Raw genomic sequence first — 16,926 nt, 5'->3', positions numbered from 1 at the left:
TATTCGCCAAAGGACCCATGCTCGGAGTGCGCCTGCTGGTGCTTTCCGTGCTCTGTGTCGCGCTGATGGTGGTCGACGCTCGCTTCGAGACGCTGAAGCCCTTGCGCAGCCAGATGGGGCTGGTGCTGACGCCTTTCTACTGGCTGGCCGATCTACCGGTACGCACCTGGCAGCGTGCGACCGAGCAGATCAGCAGCAGTACCAGCCTGGCGGCGGAGAACGAGAAGCTTAAGGCCGAAGCGCTGCTGATGCAGCGGCGGCTGCAAAAGCTGGCGATGCTGACTGAGCAGAATGTGCGCCTGCGCGAGCTGCTCAACTCTGCAGCTCTGGTCGATGACAAGGTGATCGTCGGCGAGCTAATAGGCCTGGACCCCAACCCTTTTACACACCGTATTCTGATCGACAAAGGCGAGCGCGACGGCGTGTTTCTCGGCCAGCCGGTGCTCGACGCCAGCGGATTGATGGGGCAGGTTGTCGAAGTCATGCCCTACGCCGCCCGGGTGCTGTTGCTGACGGATGTCACCCATAGCATTCCGGTGCAGGTCAATCGCAACGGCCTGCGGGCGATTGCGGTCGGCACCGGCAGTCCCGATTACCTCGAGTTGCGTCATGTCGCCGAGACGGCCGATATCAAAGAAGGCGATCTGTTGGTCAGTTCCGGACTGGGGCAGCGCTTTCCCTCCGGTTATCCGGTTGCTCAGGTCACCGAGGTGGTACGCGGCTCCGGTCAGCCGTTCCTGATCGTCCGCGCCATTCCCACCGCGATGCTCAACCGCAGCCGCTATCTTTTGCTGGTTTTCAGCGATTCGCGGAGTCCCGAGGAGCGTGCCACGGCCGCGGCGCAAGCTCAGGAGTCGGCCGATCGCGAGGCCGCCGAGCAGGCAGCACCTGCCCCTGCTGAAGCGGCCCCGGAATCACAAGAACCGGAAGCCGCCCCGACTGTACCGGACGCGGCACCCCCGGCAAGCGAGGTTCGGCCATGATCAACGGGCGGCCGAACAACGGCTGGGTCATCTGGCTATCGCTGATGCTGGCGTTGCTGCTCAGCGTGGCACCCATGCCGGCTAGCTTCGGGCTAGCGCGTCCCCTCTGGCTCGGCATGTTCATCGCCTACTGGGCGATCGCCTTGCCCCATCGCGGTGGCATGGGTGCGGCGTTTTTCTTCGGCCTGATGCTCGACGTCCTGTCCGGCACCTTGCTCGGGCAGAACGGTCTTCCGCTGATCCTGCTTACCTTCCTGGTGCTGAGTCTGCAGCAGCGCCTGCGCATGTTCCCACTCCTGCAACAGAGCCTGGTGCTACTGGTGATTCTGGGGATCGCTCAGCTGGTGCAGCTGTGGCTCAATACGCTGACTGGCAATCGTCCGCCGACGCTGCTGTTCCTCATTCCTGTGCCGGTCAGTGCGCTGCTCTGGCCCTGGGTGTTCGTCGCCCTGCAATGGGCGCGGCGTCGCTTCAACGTCTACTGACCCGTCGTGCTTTCGGGCATCGCCTGGATATGCGAACCTGCTTCGCTCTTTTCTCCAAGGAGCCGGCATGCCCGCATTGTTTCTTGCCTCCGCGTCACCACGACGCCGTGAACTACTGACGCAGATCGGCGTTCCGTTTTCCCTTCTTTCGGTCTCGATCGACGAGACGCCCGCTGTGGCCGAATCGCCAGACGCCTACGTGCAACGCTTGGCGCGCGAGAAAGCGCTGGCGGGACTGGCGCTGGTCGGTGACGCCTCGGCCTGCGTGCTGGGTGCCGATACCACGGTGGTGCTGGATCAGCAGATCCTCTGCAAGCCGGCTGATAAGGCGGACGCACTAGCGATGCTGCAGGCGTTGTCCGGTCGCGAGCATCAGGTGATGACGGCGGTCGCGCTGGCCAGCCAGTCGGATTGCGTGGTTCGGCTGGTCACCAGTCGGGTGCGCTTCCGTTCGATCCGGCCCGACGAGATGGAGGCCTATTGGGCCAGCGGCGAGCCCCAGGACAAAGCAGGCAGCTACGCCATTCAGGGTTGGGGCGCAATCTTCGTCAGCACGTTGGAAGGCAGCTACTCGGGTGTGGTCGGCCTGCCATTATGCGAAACGGCTCAAATGCTAGACGCCTATGGCATCGGGTACTGGACTAAAAGCTCCGTCTAGAGCCTGTGGCTCGGCGGCGTATGCCGTTAGAATCGAGCCAAACTCGTCAGCTTCGGCTGTTCACCCGCCCATCGGCCGAGAATAACAATGAGCGAAGAGATCCTGATGAACATCACCCCCATGGAGTCCCGGGTGGCGGTGGTGGAAAACGGCGTCCTGCAGGAGGTGCACGTCGAGCGTACCCAACGCCGCGGCATCGTCGGCAATATCTACAAGGGCAAGGTAGTGCGGGTGCTTCCCGGTATGCAGGCGGCGTTTGTCGACATCGGCCTCGAGCGCGCGGCTTTTATTCATGCGTCGGAAATATCCAGCCGTGAAGGCAATGCGGTCGAACCCATCAGCGCGCTGGTCCATGAGGGGCAGGCGCTGGTGGTGCAAGTCACCAAGGACCCGATCGGTACCAAGGGCGCGCGGCTGACCACGCAGTTGTCGATACCCTCACGCTATCTGGTCTACATGCCCAAGACCAGCCATGTCGGGATCTCCCTGCGCATCGAAGAAGAAGCCGAGCGTGACCGACTCAAACAGGTGGTCGCCGAGTGCGTCGCGGCCGAAGGCATCAAGGAAACTGGCGGGTTCATCCTGCGCACCGCCGCCGAGGGGGCCGGCAGCGACGAAATCCTGATGGACATTCGCTATCTGCGCCGCCTGTGGGAGCAGATCGACGGCCAGATGAAAACCGCCGGCGCGCCCTCGGTCATCTATGAAGATCTGTCGCTCGCCATGCGCACCCTCCGCGATCTGGTCAATCCGCGTATCGAGAAGATTCGTATCGACTCGCGCGAGAACTTCCAGAAGGTCAGCCAGTTCGTCGGCGAGCTGATGCCCGAGCTGAGTGAGCATCTTGAACATTACCCAGGCGAACGGCCGATTTTCGATCTCTATAGCGTCGAGGACGAGATCCAGAAGGCGCTCGAACGCAAGGTCATGCTCAAGTCCGGCGGTTACCTGATCATCGACCCGGCCGAGGCGATGACCACCATCGATGTAAATACTGGCGCCTTTGTTGGTCATCGGACGCTTGAGGAAACCATCTTCAAGACTAACCTGGAGTCGGCCACCGCCATTGCTCGCCAGTTGCGGCTGCGCAATCTCGGCGGGATCATCATCATTGACTTCATCGACATGGAGGACGAGGAACATCGGCGGCAGGTCTTGCGTACGCTGGAAAAGCAGCTGGAGCGTGACCACGCCAAGACCAACATCATCGGCATTACCGAGTTGGGCCTGGTTCAGATGACCCGCAAGCGCACGCGCGAGAGCCTTGAGCAGGTGCTGTGCGAGCCCTGCCTGTGCTGCCAAGGGCGCGGCAAGTTGAAAACGCCGGAAACCGTTTGCTACGAGATCTTCCGTGAAATCCTGCGCGAGGCGCGCGCCTACCAACCCGAAGGCTACCGTGTGCTGGCGAACCAGAAGGTTATCGATCGGCTGCTCGATGAGGAGTCGGGCAATGTGGCGGACCTCGAAAGCTTTATCGGTCGTTCGATCAAGTTCCAAGTCGAAACCATGTACTCCCAGGAACAGTACGACGTGGTGCTGCTCTGAATAGATGCAAACCTAGCCATCCGGCCCTGGAAGGGTGGAGCGCATCCGTATGAGTCGGCTTCTGGCCCTTGTGCTCGTTTTCCTGCGCCGCAGCCTCTGGCTGGGCGCAATCGGGCTGATGCTGCTTGCGCTCTATGTGAGTCTTGGCCGGCAATTGGTCCCGCTGGTAGCCGAGTATCGCCTCGAAATCCAGGACAAGGCGCATGAGCTGCTGGATATGCCGGTCGCGCTCGGCAGGCTGGAAGGTCGCTGGGAGGGCTTTTCGCCGCGGTTACTGGGGCACGATGTGATTCTAGGCGAAGGCGATGCAGCGGTGCGGCTGGATCGCCTGGCGTTGGTGCCGGACGTTGCGGCCACTCTCCTGTCCCGTCAGCTGCAACTGAAGGCCATCGAGTTCACCGGTGTCCATCTGAGTCTGGTGCAAAACGCCGAAGGCAAATGGCGTATCGATGGGCTGCCTGAACGCGACGAACAGTCGCCGGCCGACCCGGCAAAGCTTTTTGCCGAGCTGCAGCGAATTCGAAGTCTGCGGCTTCTGGATAGCCAGATTACTTTCGAGGCGCATGCCGAAGCGCCGCTGACCCTGACGTATGCCAACCTGGAGCTGCGCATCGCCGGCGAGCGCTTGCGCCTGGATGGTCGTGTATTGCTGCCGAATGGCCAGCCACTGAGCCTGGGGGCCCAGGCACTGGTGCAAACAAACGACTGGCAGGCCAGTGAGGCCAAGCTCTATCTGAGCCTGCCGCAGAGCGATTGGGCCGCCTGGGTGCCGGCGGGCCTGGCCGGCAGCTGGAGCCTTGAGCAGCTCCAGGCTGGCGGCGAGATATGGATTGACTGGCGCGCACAGGGATTGGCGCGTGCGGTGGCTCGATTGAATGCGCCGACACTGCAATTGAGGCGACAGCAACGTGATCCCATGCTGATTGAGGATCTGGCTGTGAACGCTTATCTCGATCGGGCGGCTGATGGCTATCGCTTGCAGCTCGATGGTCTGGCCTTCACGCTCGAAGGGGAGCGCTGGCGGGATACCGCAGTAGTGATCCAACAACACGCCGCCGAAGATCGCTGGCGTCTGCAGGCCGATCACCTTGCTGTCGGGCCGGTGGCGGCTCTGGTTCACGCCGTGGCGCCATTGCCTGAGCTGGCAAACGAGTACCTGCTCGGGCTGGCACCGAGCGGAACGCTGCGCAATCTGCAGCTCGACTATCGCCCGGCGGCGCCCAGCGCCGAGCAATTGGTGTTCTCTGCCAATCTCGATTCGGTCAGCATCAGTGCACACAACTGGGTGCCTGCCGTGCGCAACGTCAGCGGCGCCGTACAGGGCACTCTTTCCGGGGGCGAGCTGCGTTTCGATAATCGTGATTTCGCGCTGCATCTGGCCCAGCTATTCCCGCGTCCCTGGGAGTACCATCGTGCCCGTGGCAGCCTACGCTGGACGCTGGATGACCAGGCCGTCACGCTCGCCGCGCCCTATCTGCAGGTCGACGGTGAAGAGGGGCGCATCGCCGGCGATTTCCTGATCCGCCTGATGCGCGATCCGGCGGTAGAAGATTACATGGACCTGCGGGTCGGCATCTCTGACGGGGATGCTCGCTACACGCAAAAGTATCTGCCGACACGTTCGCCCGCGCTGAGCCCGGCGTTGAGCGAGTGGCTGAATACGGCGATTCGCGGTGGCACGGTCGAGCAGGGCTACTTTCAGTATCAGGGCGCGCTGGCTGCGGGCGCTGACGACACCGCGCGGAGCCTGAGCCTCTATTTCAAGGTGAAAGATGCCGAGCTTGCGTTTCAACCCGGCTGGCCGGTGTTGCGCGAAGGTCGCGGCGAGGTGCTGATCGAAAATAGGGGCGTGCGGGTACGCCTGGCTGAGGCACGCATGCTCGACAGCCTTGTACATGACGCTACGGCCGAAGTTCCTCGCAACCGTGGCGCTCAGCCACTGCGGTTAGATGTCGAGGGTCAGGTGGATGGCTACCTGCGAGATGCGTTGGCGCTGATGCAGGTGGCGCCGATCGGCACCGGTGAACTGTTCGCCGGCTGGCGTGGTGATGGCCCGTTGAGCGGGACGCTCGAACTGGGTATTCCACTGGCCCAGGGCGGTCGGCCTCAGGTTGTGGCCGAGTTTGCCAGCAGCGATGCGTCACTGTTCATCGCGCAGGCGGATCTGCAGCTCGAAGCGCTGGGCGGTGAGTTTCGCTATGACAGTGAGCAAGGTTTCAGTGCAAAGACATTTCGTGGCCGTACGCTGGGCGCCTCGGTACAAGGCAAGGCAATCGCCACTGGAAAGCCAGGCAAGCCATCCACACGGATCGAGGCGTCCGGCACGGTAACGTTGGATCGCCTTCTGGCGTGGCGAAAAATCGAACAACCGCTGCCGGCTTCGGGGGATCTGCCGCTGCGGCTGACGCTTTTACTGGGCGGTACCGAGAACCGTCTTCAGGTGGATTCGTCGTTGTTGGGTACCGAGCTGGCGCTTCCGGCGCCGTTCGGCAAGGCATCCAAGGAGCGGCGTGATACCACGCTGCGAATGACCCTGGGTGGCGAGCGCCAGCGTTACACGCTCAGACACGACGCACTGGCGGCGCTGACCTTCGTCGCGCCGACCGGCAATTGGAGCGAGGGCGGCGGTGAACTGGTGTTGGGCGGCGCGGCGGCGAACCTGCGCACAGACCAGGGCCTTTATGTTCGCGGCGATATTTCGCGCTTCGATCTGAGCGAATGGCAAGCGCTGCTGGCGACCTACGGCGAGGCCTCGACGAATGAGACGGGGGCCTCGATGTTGCGCCAGGTCCAGCTCGATATCGGCACCTTCGAGGGCTTCGGCACTCAGATCGACAATCTCGGAGTCGCCGTGCAGCGACTTCCCACAGGCTGGTTGCTCGGACTGGATAGTGAGACCGTCATCGGCGCCGTTCGCCTGCCGGATAACGGCAGTGAGCCCATCGCGCTGGATCTGTCGCGATTGCGTCTGCCAGCGGCCGCCACGGATCAGGCGCAGGCGCAGCCCAGCGATGCGCTGGCCGATGTCGATCCGAAGCGCCTGCCGGCCATGGATATTGCCGTAGCCGAGTTGCTGCGGGGCGAGGAGTCGCTGGGTGCATGGTCGTTGAAGGTGCGGCCGAGCGCGGAGGGGGTGGCGTTCTCAGATCTCGATCTGGATCTCAAGGGTTTGAAACTTGGTGGCAACGGTGGCTGGAGTGGATCGCGAACCTGGTACAAAGGGCGGCTGGAGGGGGCGAATCTCGCCGATGTACTGCTGGCTTGGGGTTTCGCGCCTTCAACTACCAGCGAGGATTTTCGCTTGGACGTGGACGCCAGCTGGCCGGGCTCGCCGGCATTCTTCGCGCTGAATCGGTTGTCCGGCCAACTCGACGCTCGGCTGCGCAATGGCCAACTTCGCGAGGTGGATGGCGGCGCGCAGGCGCTGCGGGTGTTTGGTCTGCTCAATTTCGATTCAATCGGTCGGCGGCTGCGGCTGGACTTCTCGGATCTGTTCAGCAAGGGCTTGAGCTACGACCGGATCAAGGCCGAGCTGGTCGCGACCGACGGTATCTACGTGACCTCTCAGCCGCTGACGGTCACCGGGCCGTCCAGCAATCTTGAGCTGGATGGCAAACTGGATATGGTAAATGATCGTATCGACGCCAAGCTGCTGGTCACGCTTCCGGTCAGCAACAACCTGCCGCTGGCCGCATTGATTGTTGGCGCACCGGCCATTGGCGGCGCCCTTTTTGTCGTCGACAAGTTGCTGGGAGACAAAGTCGCGCGCTTTGCGACGGTCCAGTACAAGGTCGAGGGCCCTTGGCAGGCGCCCAAAATTACCTTCGACAAGCCTTTCGAGAAGCCCAACTGACTGTAGTGTTCTGCAGTGGGCCGAGCATGCGGAGCGTATTCATCTATGACCCTAGCCGTTATTCAAATGATCAGCCAGGCCGACATTCAGGCGAATCTAGCGGTCGCCAGGCGCTTGTTGGAGCAGGCCGCCGAGACCGGTGCACGGCTTGCGGTGTTGCCGGAGAACTTTGCCGCAATGGGGCGGACCGACTTGCCGGCGATCGGCCGTGCCGAAGCCGAGGGGATCGGGCCAATCCTGCCATGGTTGAAACGGACTGCACGTGACCTCAGGTTATGGATAGTCGCCGGCACGCTGCCGCTGCCGCCGGATGGCCAGCCGCGATCGAAAGTCAGGGCGTCCTCGCTGCTGGTTGATGACCAGGGACAGCGTGTTGCGCGGTACGACAAGCTGCACCTGTTCGACGCGGAAGTCAGTGATGCGCGTGGGCGTTATCGGGAATCGGATGACTACGCGGCGGGAGAGCGCCTGGTGGTGGTCGATACCCCGGTAGGCCGACTCGGCATGACGGTGTGTTACGACCTGCGTTTCGCCGAGCTGTATTCGGCGCTGCGCCTGGCCGGCGCTGAGTTGATCAGCGCGCCATCGGCTTTTACCAGCGTGACAGGCCAGGCGCATTGGGAGATGCTGATTCGCACGCGGGCCATCGAGACTCAATGTTATATGCTGGCGGCAGCGCAGGGCGGTGAACATCCTGGCGGGCGGCTTACCCACGGTCATTCGTCTATCGTGGATCATTGGGGACGCGTGCTGAGCACACATACATCTGGCGAAGCGGCACTGGTTGCCGACCGAGACCCGGCGGGACAGGCGGATACGCGCCAGCGCATGCCAGTGCTGGACCATCGCCGATTCACCGCGCCCTGCATGGTCTCGGACACTTTGGAGCAAATATGAGTGAACTGTTGTTACCTGTTACCGAGCGCCTGCTGACGCCGGGCGGGCTGGGGCTCGATGATCTGCCAGGCTTGCTCGGCGAACTGGCTGGTCCCGGTATCGATGCCGCGGATCTGTATTTTCAGGATCAGGTGACCGAGTCCTGGGTGCTGGAAGACGGCATCGTCAAAGAAGGCGGATTTCACCTCGAGCAAGGCGTGGGCGTCCGCGCGCTATCCGGTGAAAAGACCGGCTTCGCCTACAGCAATGCGATCACTGCCGATGCGCTGCGCCAGGCCGCCGAAGCGGCCCGCTCGATCGCTCGCGGCGGTCAGCAGGGCCGCGTTCAGGTGCTGTCCAAGGCTGCGTTCACCTCTTTGTATGACCGCGACAACCCGTTGGATGGGCTCGGCCGGGCGGAGAAAGTCGAGCTGCTCAAGCGGATCGACGTCGCCACGCGAGCGCTGGATCCACGCATCAAACAGGTCACTGTGAGCCTGGCAGGCGTCTGGGAGCACATTCTGGTGGCCGGTCTGGACGGCGGCATGGCGGCCGATATACGCCCGCTGGTGCGCTTCAACGTCAGCGTCATCGTCGAACAGAGCGGGCGCCGCGAGCGCGGCGGGCATGGTGGCGGCGGCCGTACCGGATACGATTACTTCCTCAGCGAAGACCGAGCGATGAGCTATGCTCGGGAGGCGCTGAGACAGGCGCTGGTGAATCTCGAAGCCGTTGCGGCGCCAGCGGGTACTTTACCAGTCGTGTTGGGGCCGGGCTGGTCGGGCGTGTTGCTACACGAGGCCGTCGGTCACGGGTTGGAAGGCGATTTCAATCGCAAGGGCAGTTCAGCCTATAGCGGCCGGATCGGCCAGCAGGTTGCCTCCAAGCTGTGCACCATCGTCGATGACGGCACCCTGGCCAACCGGCGCGGCTCGCTGAGCGTCGATGACGAAGGCACACCGACTCAGTGCACCACGCTGATCGAGAACGGAATACTCAAAGGCTACATCCAGGACAAGCTCAACGCGCGCTTGATGGGCGTTGCTCCCACCGGCAACGGCCGGCGCGAATCATACGCGCACCTGCCGATGCCACGGATGACCAACACCTATATGCGGGCGGGCGAAAGCGACCCGGAGGAAATCATCCGCTCGGTGAAGAGGGGCATCTACTGCGCGAGCCTCGGTGGCGGACAGGTGGATATCACCAGCGGCAAGTTCGTGTTCTCGACCAGCGAGGCCTATCTGATCGAGGACGGCAAGATTACCGCGCCAGTGAAGGGCGCTACCCTGATCGGCAACGGACCGGAGGTGATGAACAAGGTTTCGATGGTCGGTACCGACCTGGCTCTGGACAGTGGTGTCGGCACCTGCGGCAAGGATGGCCAGTCGGTGCCGGTCGGCGTCGGTCAGCCGACCTTGAAGATAGACGGCATAACGGTGGGAGGAACAGGGGCCTGACGAGGGCTTCAGCTTCAAGCCAGCGCAAGGTGCGCTTTGTTACTGTGTCGCTTGAAGCGTAAAGCTTGCAGCTGCTTGGTTAGCGCAGCCCGCGCTGGGTCTCGTCCAGCTCGCGGATGTACTTGAAGATCTTGCGGCTGGCGGCCGGCGGCTTGTTTCGCGCCGCTTCGTGCTGGGCATGGCGAATCAGCCCACGCAGGTGCTGACGGTCGGCCTCGGGGTAGTCAGTGACGAAGGCTTCGAGGGTCTCGTCGTTGCCGGCGATCAGACGGTCGCGCCAGCGTTCCAGTGCATGGAAGCGCTCGTTGTATTGGCGGGTTGAGGCATCGAGTTGGTCGACCAGAGCCAGAATGGCGTCGACGTCCTGATCGCGCATCAGCTTGCCGATGTACTGCAGATGGCGTTTGCGCGCGATATGGGCCGTGTGCTTCGGCGCATCGGCCATTGCTTTGCGCAGTGCATCGGTGAGTGGCAGACGGTCTAGTACATCGGGCTTGAGAGTCGTGAGGCGTTCACCCAGCTCCTGGAGGGCGTGCAGCTCACGCTTGACCTGGGTTTTGCTTTTCTCCTCGAAGCCGTCGAGATCGGAAATATCAGGCATGGGGCTGGTCCAGTAGGAAATGCCGCCATGATAACAGCAGCCTTGCCGCGGAGCTCAATCGAGCACCCTTGGCTGCGACTTGATCGAATCAGTTGTTGGAGTGTTTATGAGTGAAATTGAGGGGATCGGTCCGCACGCGTTACCCGGACTGCGCGAAAAGGTCGCGCGGATCATAGAGGAGGCCAGTCGACAGGGCGCAAGTGCCTGCGAAGTGTCCGTCTCGATGGAGCAGGGCCTGTCAACGACGGTCCGTCAGCGCGAAGTAGAGACGGTCGAGTTCAATCGCGACCAGGGCTTCGGTATTACCCTCTACGTCGGCCAGCGCAAAGGTTCGGCCAGTACCACCGGCAGCGGCGAAGAGGCGATTCGAGAAACGGTGGCTGCCGCGCTAGCGATCGCCAAACATGCCTCCGAAGATGAGTTTGCCGGTCTCGCCGATCCGGCGTTGATGGCGAAGGGCGTGCCGGATCTGGATCTGTACCACCCTTGGAGCATTTCCCCCGACGAGGCGGTAGAGCTGGCGCTCAGCTGCGAGGCGGCAGCCTTCGCTACCGACAAGCGCATCCTCAACGCTGACGGTACCAGCTTGAGCACCCACCAGGGCTGCCGGGGTTACGGCAATAGCAATGGCTTCATCGGAGCCTACTGCAGCTCTCGCCACAGTCTTAGTAGCGTGATGATCGCCGAGGCCGAAGGGCAGATGCAGCGGGATTACCACTACGATGTCTCCCGAGTCGCTGGTGACCTGGCGTCCGCCGAGTCCATTGGTCGACGTGCCGCCGAGCGCGCGGTTCGCCGCCTGGGTGCTCGTCCCGTACCGACCTGCGATGTACCGGTGCTGTTCTCGTCGGAGCTGGCGACGGGGCTGTTCGGCCATTTCCTCGCTGCGATTTCGGGCGGCAATCTCTACCGAAAGTCGTCTTATCTGGAAGACGCGTTGGGGCAAACGCTATTTCCCGAGTGGTTAAGTCTCGACGAGCGTCCGCATCTGCCGCGCGGATTGGCCAGTTCGGCCTATGACGGCGATGGCCTGGCGACCTATGCCAAGCCGTTCGTCGAGAACGGCAAACTGCTCTCCTATGTGTTGGGCACCTACTCCGGGCGCAAGTTGGGCATGGCCAGCACTGCCAATGCCGGCGGCGTGCACAACCTTTTCGTCACTCACGGTGATGAAGATCAGGCGGCTTTGATTCGTCGTATGGGACGTGGATTGCTGGTCACCGAGCTGATGGGGCAGGGCTTGAACCTGGTTACGGGCGACTATTCGCGTGGTGCCGGCGGTTTCTGGGTCGAGAACGGTGAAATCCAGTTCCCGGTGCAGGAAGTCACCATTGCCGGCAACCTGCGCGAAATGTTCCGTCAGATCGTCGCGGTGGGTTGCGATGTCGAGACGCGTAGCAGCATTCACACCGGGTCAGTGCTGATCGAGCGGATGAAGGTGGCGGGGAGTTAAGCCGCAATCGGGAAGCAGATGGAAAGCTGGACGGAATAGCAGCTGCAAGCTTGAAGCTAAAAGGTTGAAAGGGCTTGGCCGGGCTCGACACTGTTTCGCTTCCAGCTTCCAGCTTCCAGCTTCCAGCTTCCAGCTTCCAGCTTCCAGCTTCCAGCTTCCAGCTCGGCTACTCGCCCTCCTCGAAATAGTCTTCGATCAGCGCGGTCAACGCCTCGAGTGCCTCCTGGTCCTGTTCGCCCTGGGTGTGCAGGTGAAGCGTGGTGCCTTTGCTGGCGGCAAGCATCATGACGGCCATGATGCTTTTGCCATCGATGAGGCTGGCGGGGCAACGCCCGACCCGGATGTCACACGGAAAACGGCTAGCGACACCGACAAACTTGGCGGCTGCGCGGGCATGCAGGCCCAGCTTGTTGATGATTGTGATTTCGCACGAAGGCATGTAGGTTCCTAAGCCAGGTCGCGGTGACGGACCTGAACGTTCTTCAGGGGTTCGCGCAGTGCCTGCCCGAGCCGCTCAGCCAGGTAGACCGAGCGGTGATGCCCACCTGTGCAGCCGATAGCGACAGTGACATAGGCGCGATTGCTGGCCGCGAAGCGCGGAAGCCATTTGCTCAGATAGGCAAGGATGTCCTGAAACATCTCTTCAACATCTGCTTGCGTGGCCAGGTAATCGATGACGGGCTGGTCCAGTCCCGAAAAATCGCGCAGATCTGCCTTCCAGTACGGGTTGGGCAGACAACGGACATCAAACACCAGGTCGGCGTCAACCGGCATGCCGCGCTTGAAGCCAAATGACTCGAAGAGAAACGCCGTGCCCGGTTCAGGCTTGTTGAGCAGGCGCAGCTTCAGCGTGTCGCGCAGTTGATACAGGTTGAGGTGCGTCGTGTCGATCTTCAGATCGGCGTGATCAATGATGGGGGCCAGCAGCAGCTCTTCGTCACGGATGGCTTCGGCCAGGGAGCGGTTCTGGTTGGTCAGCGGATGACGCCTGCGCGTTTCGGAGAAGCGCTTGAGTAGCGTCTCGTCTGCGGCGTCGAGGTACAGCACATCGCACTGGATATAGCGGGCGCGGACATCCTCGAGCAGTTCGGGGAAGCGCTTCAGTTGGCTGGGTAGATTGCGCGCATCGATAGAGACTGCGACCTGCGGCTGCAGCAGCTCCGTGTGCAGCAGCGCCCGTTCTGCCAGCTCCGGTAGAAGGCCGGCGGGCAGGTTGTCGATACAGTAGAAGCCGTTGTCCTCGAGCACATCGAGCGCCGTGCTCTTGCCGGAACCGGAGCGGCCGCTGACGATGATCAGGCGCATTGCAGTGTCACGTTCGACAGGACGCGGGCCTGACAGCCATGCTGTACGCAGCGCGGGTAGGGTGGGAGTTTGCAGGTTTTGGGCACGTCTCTTCCTCACTCAGCGTAGGGCGATGAATGCCGTTTCGTCAGGGCCTCGGTTGCGGCCACAGCGAAACGTCAACAGGCCCTAGCGACCGCTCTGAATATCGACGACGGCCTGATACAGGTCCGGTCCCGTATTGGCCTGGCGGAGGCGTTCGCGGACCTCGTCGCGGTCCAGCATGCTGGCGATTTGCCGAAGCAGTTCAAGGTGTTCGTCGGTCGCTGCTTCCGGCACCAGCAGAACGAACAGCAGATCGACCGGCGCACCATCGATGGCATCGAAATCCACTGGTGTATCGAGCCGCAGCACCGCGCTGAGCGGTGACGTGCAGCCGGGCATCCGGCAATGAGGAATAGCAATTCCGTTGCCGAAGCCGGTAGAGCCGAGCTTCTCACGAGCAACGAAACTTTCGAAGATGGCTTGGGAGTCGAGGTCTGGAAGGTCTCGGCCGAGCACTTTGGCGATCTGTTCCAGGACGCGTTTCTTGCTGCCGCCCGGTACGTTCACCAGAGAACGTCCGGGGGTCAGTATGTTTTCGATTCGGATCATGATGGGTCAGCGAGCTAGGGCGCCCTGGTTATGGTCGAGCTGTTTTTCTTTGTGCTTGATGAGCTGTCGGTCCAGCTTGTCGACAAGCAGGTCTATGGCTGCGTACATGTCGCCATGTTCGGCATTGGCGACGACTTCGCGCCCGGCTACGTGCAGCGTGGCTTCGGCTTTCTGCTTGAGTTTCTCGACCTGAAGGATGACCTGAATGGCAATGATGCGATCGAAATGCCGCTCCAGTCGATCGAACTTCTCGTCGACGTAGTCACGCAGGGCTTCTGTGATTTCCAGGTGAAGGCCAGTGATGTTGACTTGCATACTGCATCTCCTTTTTGCCACAAACGGATTGGTGGGCTGAGGACCCGCCACCGGAAGACATCAATCAGGTGCCTGGCATTTACATCAGTCGCTTACGTTCGCTGGATGGCGCGATACCGAGTGACTCGCGGTACTTGGCGACGGTGCGACGCGCAACTTGAATACCCTGTGCCTCCAGTAGATCAGCGATCTTGCTGTCACTCAATGGCTTTTTGGCGTTTTCCGCCGCGACCAGCTTCTTGATCATCGCCCGTATCGCTGTGGACGAGCATTCGCCGCCCTCGGCTGTGCTGACGTGGCTGGAGAAGAAGTATTTCAGTTCGTAGATGCCGCGGGGCGTATGCATGAATTTCTGCGTCGTGACCCGGGAGATCGTTGACTCGTGCATCCCTACCGCCTCGGCGATGTCATGCAGCACCAGCGGCTTCATGGCTTCATCGCCGTGTTCGAAGAAGCCGCGCTGGTGCTCGACAATCTGCGTGGCGACCTTCATCAGTGTTTCGTTACGGCTGAGCAGGCTCTTGATGAACCAGCGCGCTTCCTGCAACTGGTTACGCATGAAGGTATTGTCGGCACTGGCGTCGGCACGTTTGACGAAGCCTGCATACTGCGCGTTCACCCGCAGGCGCGGCATCGCTTCCTGATTCAGCTCGACCAGCCAGCGGCCATTGTGCTTGCGCACGATCACGTCAGGCACGACGTACTCCGGCTCGCCTGCTTCGATCTGTGAGCCGGGGCGGGGATTGAGCGTCTGGATCAGATCAATGATCTGGCGCAGCTCGTCCTCCTTGAGCTTCATGCGGCGCATCAGCAGGCTGTAGTCGCGGCTGCCGAGGATATCCAGGTGATCGCTGACAAGTCGCGTTGCCTCGCTCAGCCAGGGGGTTCGCTCGGGAAGCTGGCGAAGCTGCAACAACAGGCACTCGCGCAGGTCACGGGCGCCGATGCCGGCCGGTTCGAACTGCTGGATGCGGCGCAGCACCACTTCGATCTCGTCGAGTTCGATTTCCAGTTCCGGATCGAACGACTCGAGCACCTCCTCGAGGGTTTCGTCGAGATAACCCTGTGGGTTGATGCAATCGATCAGGGTGGCCGCGATGAGACGGTCAGTGTCGCTCATTGGGGCCAGATTGAGTTGCCAGAGCAGATGACTCTGCAGGCTTTCGCCGGTGGAGGTGCGGCTGGTGAAATCCCACTCATCGTCATCATTGCTGGGCAAGCTACTGGCGCTAGTCTGGTAGATGTCTTCCCAGGCCGTGTCCACGGGCAGCTCGTTAGGGATGCGCTCGCTCCAGTCGCCTTCCTCAAGGTTCTCCACCGTGTTGATGGGTTCCTCGTAGTGATTGTCCGGCTCGCTCTGCTCGGCGGAGGTGTTTTCCGGCTTTTTCTCGATCGACTCGGCCATCGGGTCGGAGTTATCAAAGTCGTCTCCGTCCTCTTCGCGCTCGAGCATGGGATTGGAGTCCAGCGCTTCCTGAATCTCCTGCTGAAGATCGAGCGTGGATAACTGAAGCAATCGTATGGCTTGTTGCAGCTGCGGTGTCATCGTCAGCTGCTGGCCCATCTTCAGGACTAGCGATGGTTTCATGGCAGAGGACTTCGAACCTTGTTTGCCGGCGCAACCGCGCCTGTTCCGATTTCGCTGGCGCTGCTGGCGCCGATGTAAGCAAATTATATGCCTGCTGAAGAAGCCTTTGCCTAGCCCTAGGCGTGCGTCTCGGTGGAAAAAAGTAGGATCAGAGGCGGAATTCGTGTCCGAGGTAGACTTCCTTCACCAATTGGTTGGCCAGGATCGTCTCAGCGTCGCCCTCGGCGATCAGCTGACCGTCATTGACGATGTAAGCGGTTTCGCAGATGTCTAGCGTCTCGCGTACGTTGTGATCGGTGATGAGCACGCCGATGCCCTTGGCCTTCAGATGATGGATGATCTGTTTGATGTCACCAACCGAGATCGGGTCGACACCGGCGAATGGCTCGTCAAGAAGGATGAACTTGGGCGCCGTGGCCAGCGCGCGAGCGATCTCGACGCGACGCCGCTCGCCTCCGGAAAGGCTCATGCCGAGACTGTCGCGGATATGGTGGATGTGAAACTCCTGCAGCAGCCCTTCCAGCGCCTGCTGGCGACCGCTGCGATCGAGATCCTTGCGGGTTTCCAGGATCGCCATGATATTGTCGGTCACTGACAGCTTGCGGAAGATTGAAGCTTCCTGCGGCAGGTAGCCGATACCGGCCCGGGCGCGGCCATGCATCGGCAGATGGGTGACATCCTGCTCATCGATCAATACCCGCCCCTGATCGGCTTTGACCAGGCCTACGATCATGTAGAAGCACGTCGTCTTGCCTGCACCGTTGGGCCCTAGAAGGCCGACGATTTGTCCGCTTTCGATGGACAGGCTGACATCGCGTACGACCTGGCGGCTCTTGTAGCTTTTCGCCAAATGCTGGGCCTTCAGGATTGCCATTACTCGGTCTGCTCCGCTGCCTGCTCTTTCTTGCGCGGCTGGATGACCATATCCACGCGAGGGCGTGGCGTGGTGACATCGGCATTGGTAGCACGGCCGGCGTTGACGATCTGCCGCTGAGTGTCATAGACAATCTTTTCGCCTTCGAAAGTATTGCCTTCCTGCACCACTTTCGCCTGATCGATCAGCACGATGCGCTCGTTTGCTGCGAAATACTGGATAGTCAGGCCGTACGCCTTGACGATTTCCTTGTCCACGGCTGGCTTCTGCTCGTAGTAGGCAGGTTTGCCAATGGAG

General features: G+C 61.5%; 16 protein-coding genes. 8 read left to right on the top strand and 8 right to left on the bottom strand.

The window, feature by feature from the left end; translation table 11 throughout:
• Nucleotides 1-17 precede the first annotated feature (17 nt).
• From mreC to tldD, 7 genes are all read left to right on the top strand, one after another.
• Entirely contained in the window at nt 18-983 is a 966-nt protein-coding gene (mreC, locus tag DQ405_RS18495; protein ID WP_168425546.1) for a rod shape-determining protein MreC, read from the top strand.
• The gene (mreD, locus tag DQ405_RS18490; protein WP_168425545.1) at nt 980-1,468 is read left to right on the top strand and encodes a rod shape-determining protein MreD; all 489 of its coding nucleotides are present in this window, start codon (nt 980-982) and stop codon (nt 1,466-1,468) included. The genes mreC and mreD overlap by 4 nt, the downstream gene beginning before the upstream one ends.
• A gap of 67 nt (nt 1,469-1,535) precedes the next feature.
• Nucleotides 1,536-2,126 (top strand): Maf family protein, encoded by a 591-nt coding sequence (locus DQ405_RS18485; protein WP_168425544.1) that lies wholly within the window; start codon nt 1,536-1,538, stop codon nt 2,124-2,126.
• An 87-nt stretch (nt 2,127-2,213) separates the two neighbouring features.
• The gene (gene rng / locus DQ405_RS18480; RefSeq protein WP_168425543.1) at nt 2,214-3,671 is read left to right on the top strand and encodes a ribonuclease G; all 1,458 of its coding nucleotides are present in this window, start codon (nt 2,214-2,216) and stop codon (nt 3,669-3,671) included.
• 49 nt (nt 3,672-3,720) lie between these two features.
• Nucleotides 3,721-7,524, top strand: a complete 3,804-nt coding sequence (locus tag DQ405_RS18475; protein ID WP_168425542.1) for a YhdP family protein — start codon at nt 3,721-3,723, stop codon at nt 7,522-7,524.
• A gap of 45 nt (nt 7,525-7,569) precedes the next feature.
• Nucleotides 7,570-8,421, top strand: a complete 852-nt coding sequence (locus DQ405_RS18470) for a carbon-nitrogen hydrolase family protein (RefSeq protein ID WP_168425541.1) — start codon at nt 7,570-7,572, stop codon at nt 8,419-8,421.
• Nucleotides 8,418-9,860, top strand: coding sequence for a metalloprotease TldD (tldD, locus tag DQ405_RS18465; protein WP_168425540.1), 1,443 nt, complete (start codon nt 8,418-8,420; stop codon nt 9,858-9,860). The genes DQ405_RS18470 and tldD overlap by 4 nt, the downstream gene beginning before the upstream one ends.
• A 79-nt stretch (nt 9,861-9,939) precedes the next feature.
• On the opposite strand, the gene yjgA is transcribed toward tldD, so the two are convergent.
• Nucleotides 9,940-10,461, bottom strand: a complete 522-nt coding sequence (gene yjgA, locus DQ405_RS18460) for a ribosome biogenesis factor YjgA (RefSeq protein WP_168425539.1) — start codon at nt 10,459-10,461, stop codon at nt 9,940-9,942.
• A 106-nt stretch (nt 10,462-10,567) separates the two neighbouring features.
• Between yjgA and pmbA the strand changes: the two genes are divergently transcribed.
• A complete protein-coding gene (gene pmbA / locus DQ405_RS18455) occupies nt 10,568-11,914 on the top strand; it encodes a metalloprotease PmbA (RefSeq protein ID WP_168425538.1) in 1,347 nt (448 codons plus the stop codon).
• Nucleotides 11,915-12,080: 166 nt separating this feature from the next.
• On the opposite strand, the gene DQ405_RS18450 is transcribed toward pmbA, so the two are convergent.
• From DQ405_RS18450 to lptA, 7 genes are all read right to left on the bottom strand, one after another.
• Nucleotides 12,081-12,353 carry an HPr family phosphocarrier protein gene (locus tag DQ405_RS18450; protein ID WP_168425537.1) on the bottom strand — a complete coding sequence of 91 codons (273 nt, stop codon included), beginning with the start codon at nt 12,351-12,353 and terminating at the stop codon, nt 12,081-12,083.
• Between the two features lie 8 nt (nt 12,354-12,361).
• Entirely contained in the window at nt 12,362-13,219 is an 858-nt protein-coding gene (gene rapZ / locus DQ405_RS18445; protein WP_168425536.1) for an RNase adapter RapZ, read from the bottom strand.
• A 168-nt stretch (nt 13,220-13,387) separates the two neighbouring features.
• Entirely contained in the window at nt 13,388-13,852 is a 465-nt protein-coding gene (gene ptsN, locus DQ405_RS18440; RefSeq protein WP_168425535.1) for a PTS IIA-like nitrogen regulatory protein PtsN, read from the bottom strand.
• 6 nt (nt 13,853-13,858) lie between these two features.
• Complete coding sequence (gene hpf / locus DQ405_RS18435; protein ID WP_168425534.1) at nt 13,859-14,167, bottom strand: ribosome hibernation-promoting factor, HPF/YfiA family; 309 nt, start codon at nt 14,165-14,167, stop codon at nt 13,859-13,861.
• Nucleotides 14,168-14,246: 79 nt separating this feature from the next.
• Entirely contained in the window at nt 14,247-15,755 is a 1,509-nt protein-coding gene (locus DQ405_RS18430) for an RNA polymerase factor sigma-54 (protein ID WP_168425533.1), read from the bottom strand.
• A 148-nt stretch (nt 15,756-15,903) separates the two neighbouring features.
• Nucleotides 15,904-16,629: an LPS export ABC transporter ATP-binding protein gene (lptB, locus tag DQ405_RS18425; RefSeq protein ID WP_158187501.1), complete on the bottom strand. Its 726-nt coding sequence runs from the start codon at nt 16,627-16,629 to the stop codon at nt 15,904-15,906.
• A partial coding sequence (gene lptA / locus DQ405_RS18420) for a lipopolysaccharide transport periplasmic protein LptA (protein ID WP_168425532.1) occupies nt 16,629-16,926 on the bottom strand: 298 nt, incomplete at its 5' end. The genes lptB and lptA, both read right to left, overlap by 1 nt.

The organism is Pseudomonas sp. SST3, assembly GCF_003325755.1.
This window is presented reverse-complemented; position numbering and strand designations above follow the sequence as displayed.

Coding starts and splice junctions, on each gene's coding strand:
- mreC (WP_168425546.1), top strand. CDS start 18: ATGCTCGGAGTGCGCCTGCTGGTGCTTTCCGTGCTCTGTGTCGCGCTG.
- mreD (WP_168425545.1), top strand. CDS start 980: ATGATCAACGGGCGGCCGAACAACGGCTGGGTCATCTGGCTATCGCTG.
- DQ405_RS18485 (WP_168425544.1), top strand. CDS start 1,536: ATGCCCGCATTGTTTCTTGCCTCCGCGTCACCACGACGCCGTGAACTA.
- rng (WP_168425543.1), top strand. CDS start 2,214: ATGAGCGAAGAGATCCTGATGAACATCACCCCCATGGAGTCCCGGGTG.
- DQ405_RS18475 (WP_168425542.1), top strand. CDS start 3,721: ATGAGTCGGCTTCTGGCCCTTGTGCTCGTTTTCCTGCGCCGCAGCCTC.
- DQ405_RS18470 (WP_168425541.1), top strand. CDS start 7,570: ATGACCCTAGCCGTTATTCAAATGATCAGCCAGGCCGACATTCAGGCG.
- tldD (WP_168425540.1), top strand. CDS start 8,418: ATGAGTGAACTGTTGTTACCTGTTACCGAGCGCCTGCTGACGCCGGGC.
- yjgA (WP_168425539.1), bottom strand. CDS start 10,461: ATGCCTGATATTTCCGATCTCGACGGCTTCGAGGAGAAAAGCAAAACC.
- pmbA (WP_168425538.1), top strand. CDS start 10,568: ATGAGTGAAATTGAGGGGATCGGTCCGCACGCGTTACCCGGACTGCGC.
- DQ405_RS18450 (WP_168425537.1), bottom strand. CDS start 12,353: ATGCCTTCGTGCGAAATCACAATCATCAACAAGCTGGGCCTGCATGCC.
- rapZ (WP_168425536.1), bottom strand. CDS start 13,219: ATGCGCCTGATCATCGTCAGCGGCCGCTCCGGTTCCGGCAAGAGCACG.
- ptsN (WP_168425535.1), bottom strand. CDS start 13,852: ATGATCCGAATCGAAAACATACTGACCCCCGGACGTTCTCTGGTGAAC.
- hpf (WP_168425534.1), bottom strand. CDS start 14,167: ATGCAAGTCAACATCACTGGCCTTCACCTGGAAATCACAGAAGCCCTG.
- DQ405_RS18430 (WP_168425533.1), bottom strand. CDS start 15,755: ATGAAACCATCGCTAGTCCTGAAGATGGGCCAGCAGCTGACGATGACA.
- lptB (WP_158187501.1), bottom strand. CDS start 16,629: ATGGCAATCCTGAAGGCCCAGCATTTGGCGAAAAGCTACAAGAGCCGC.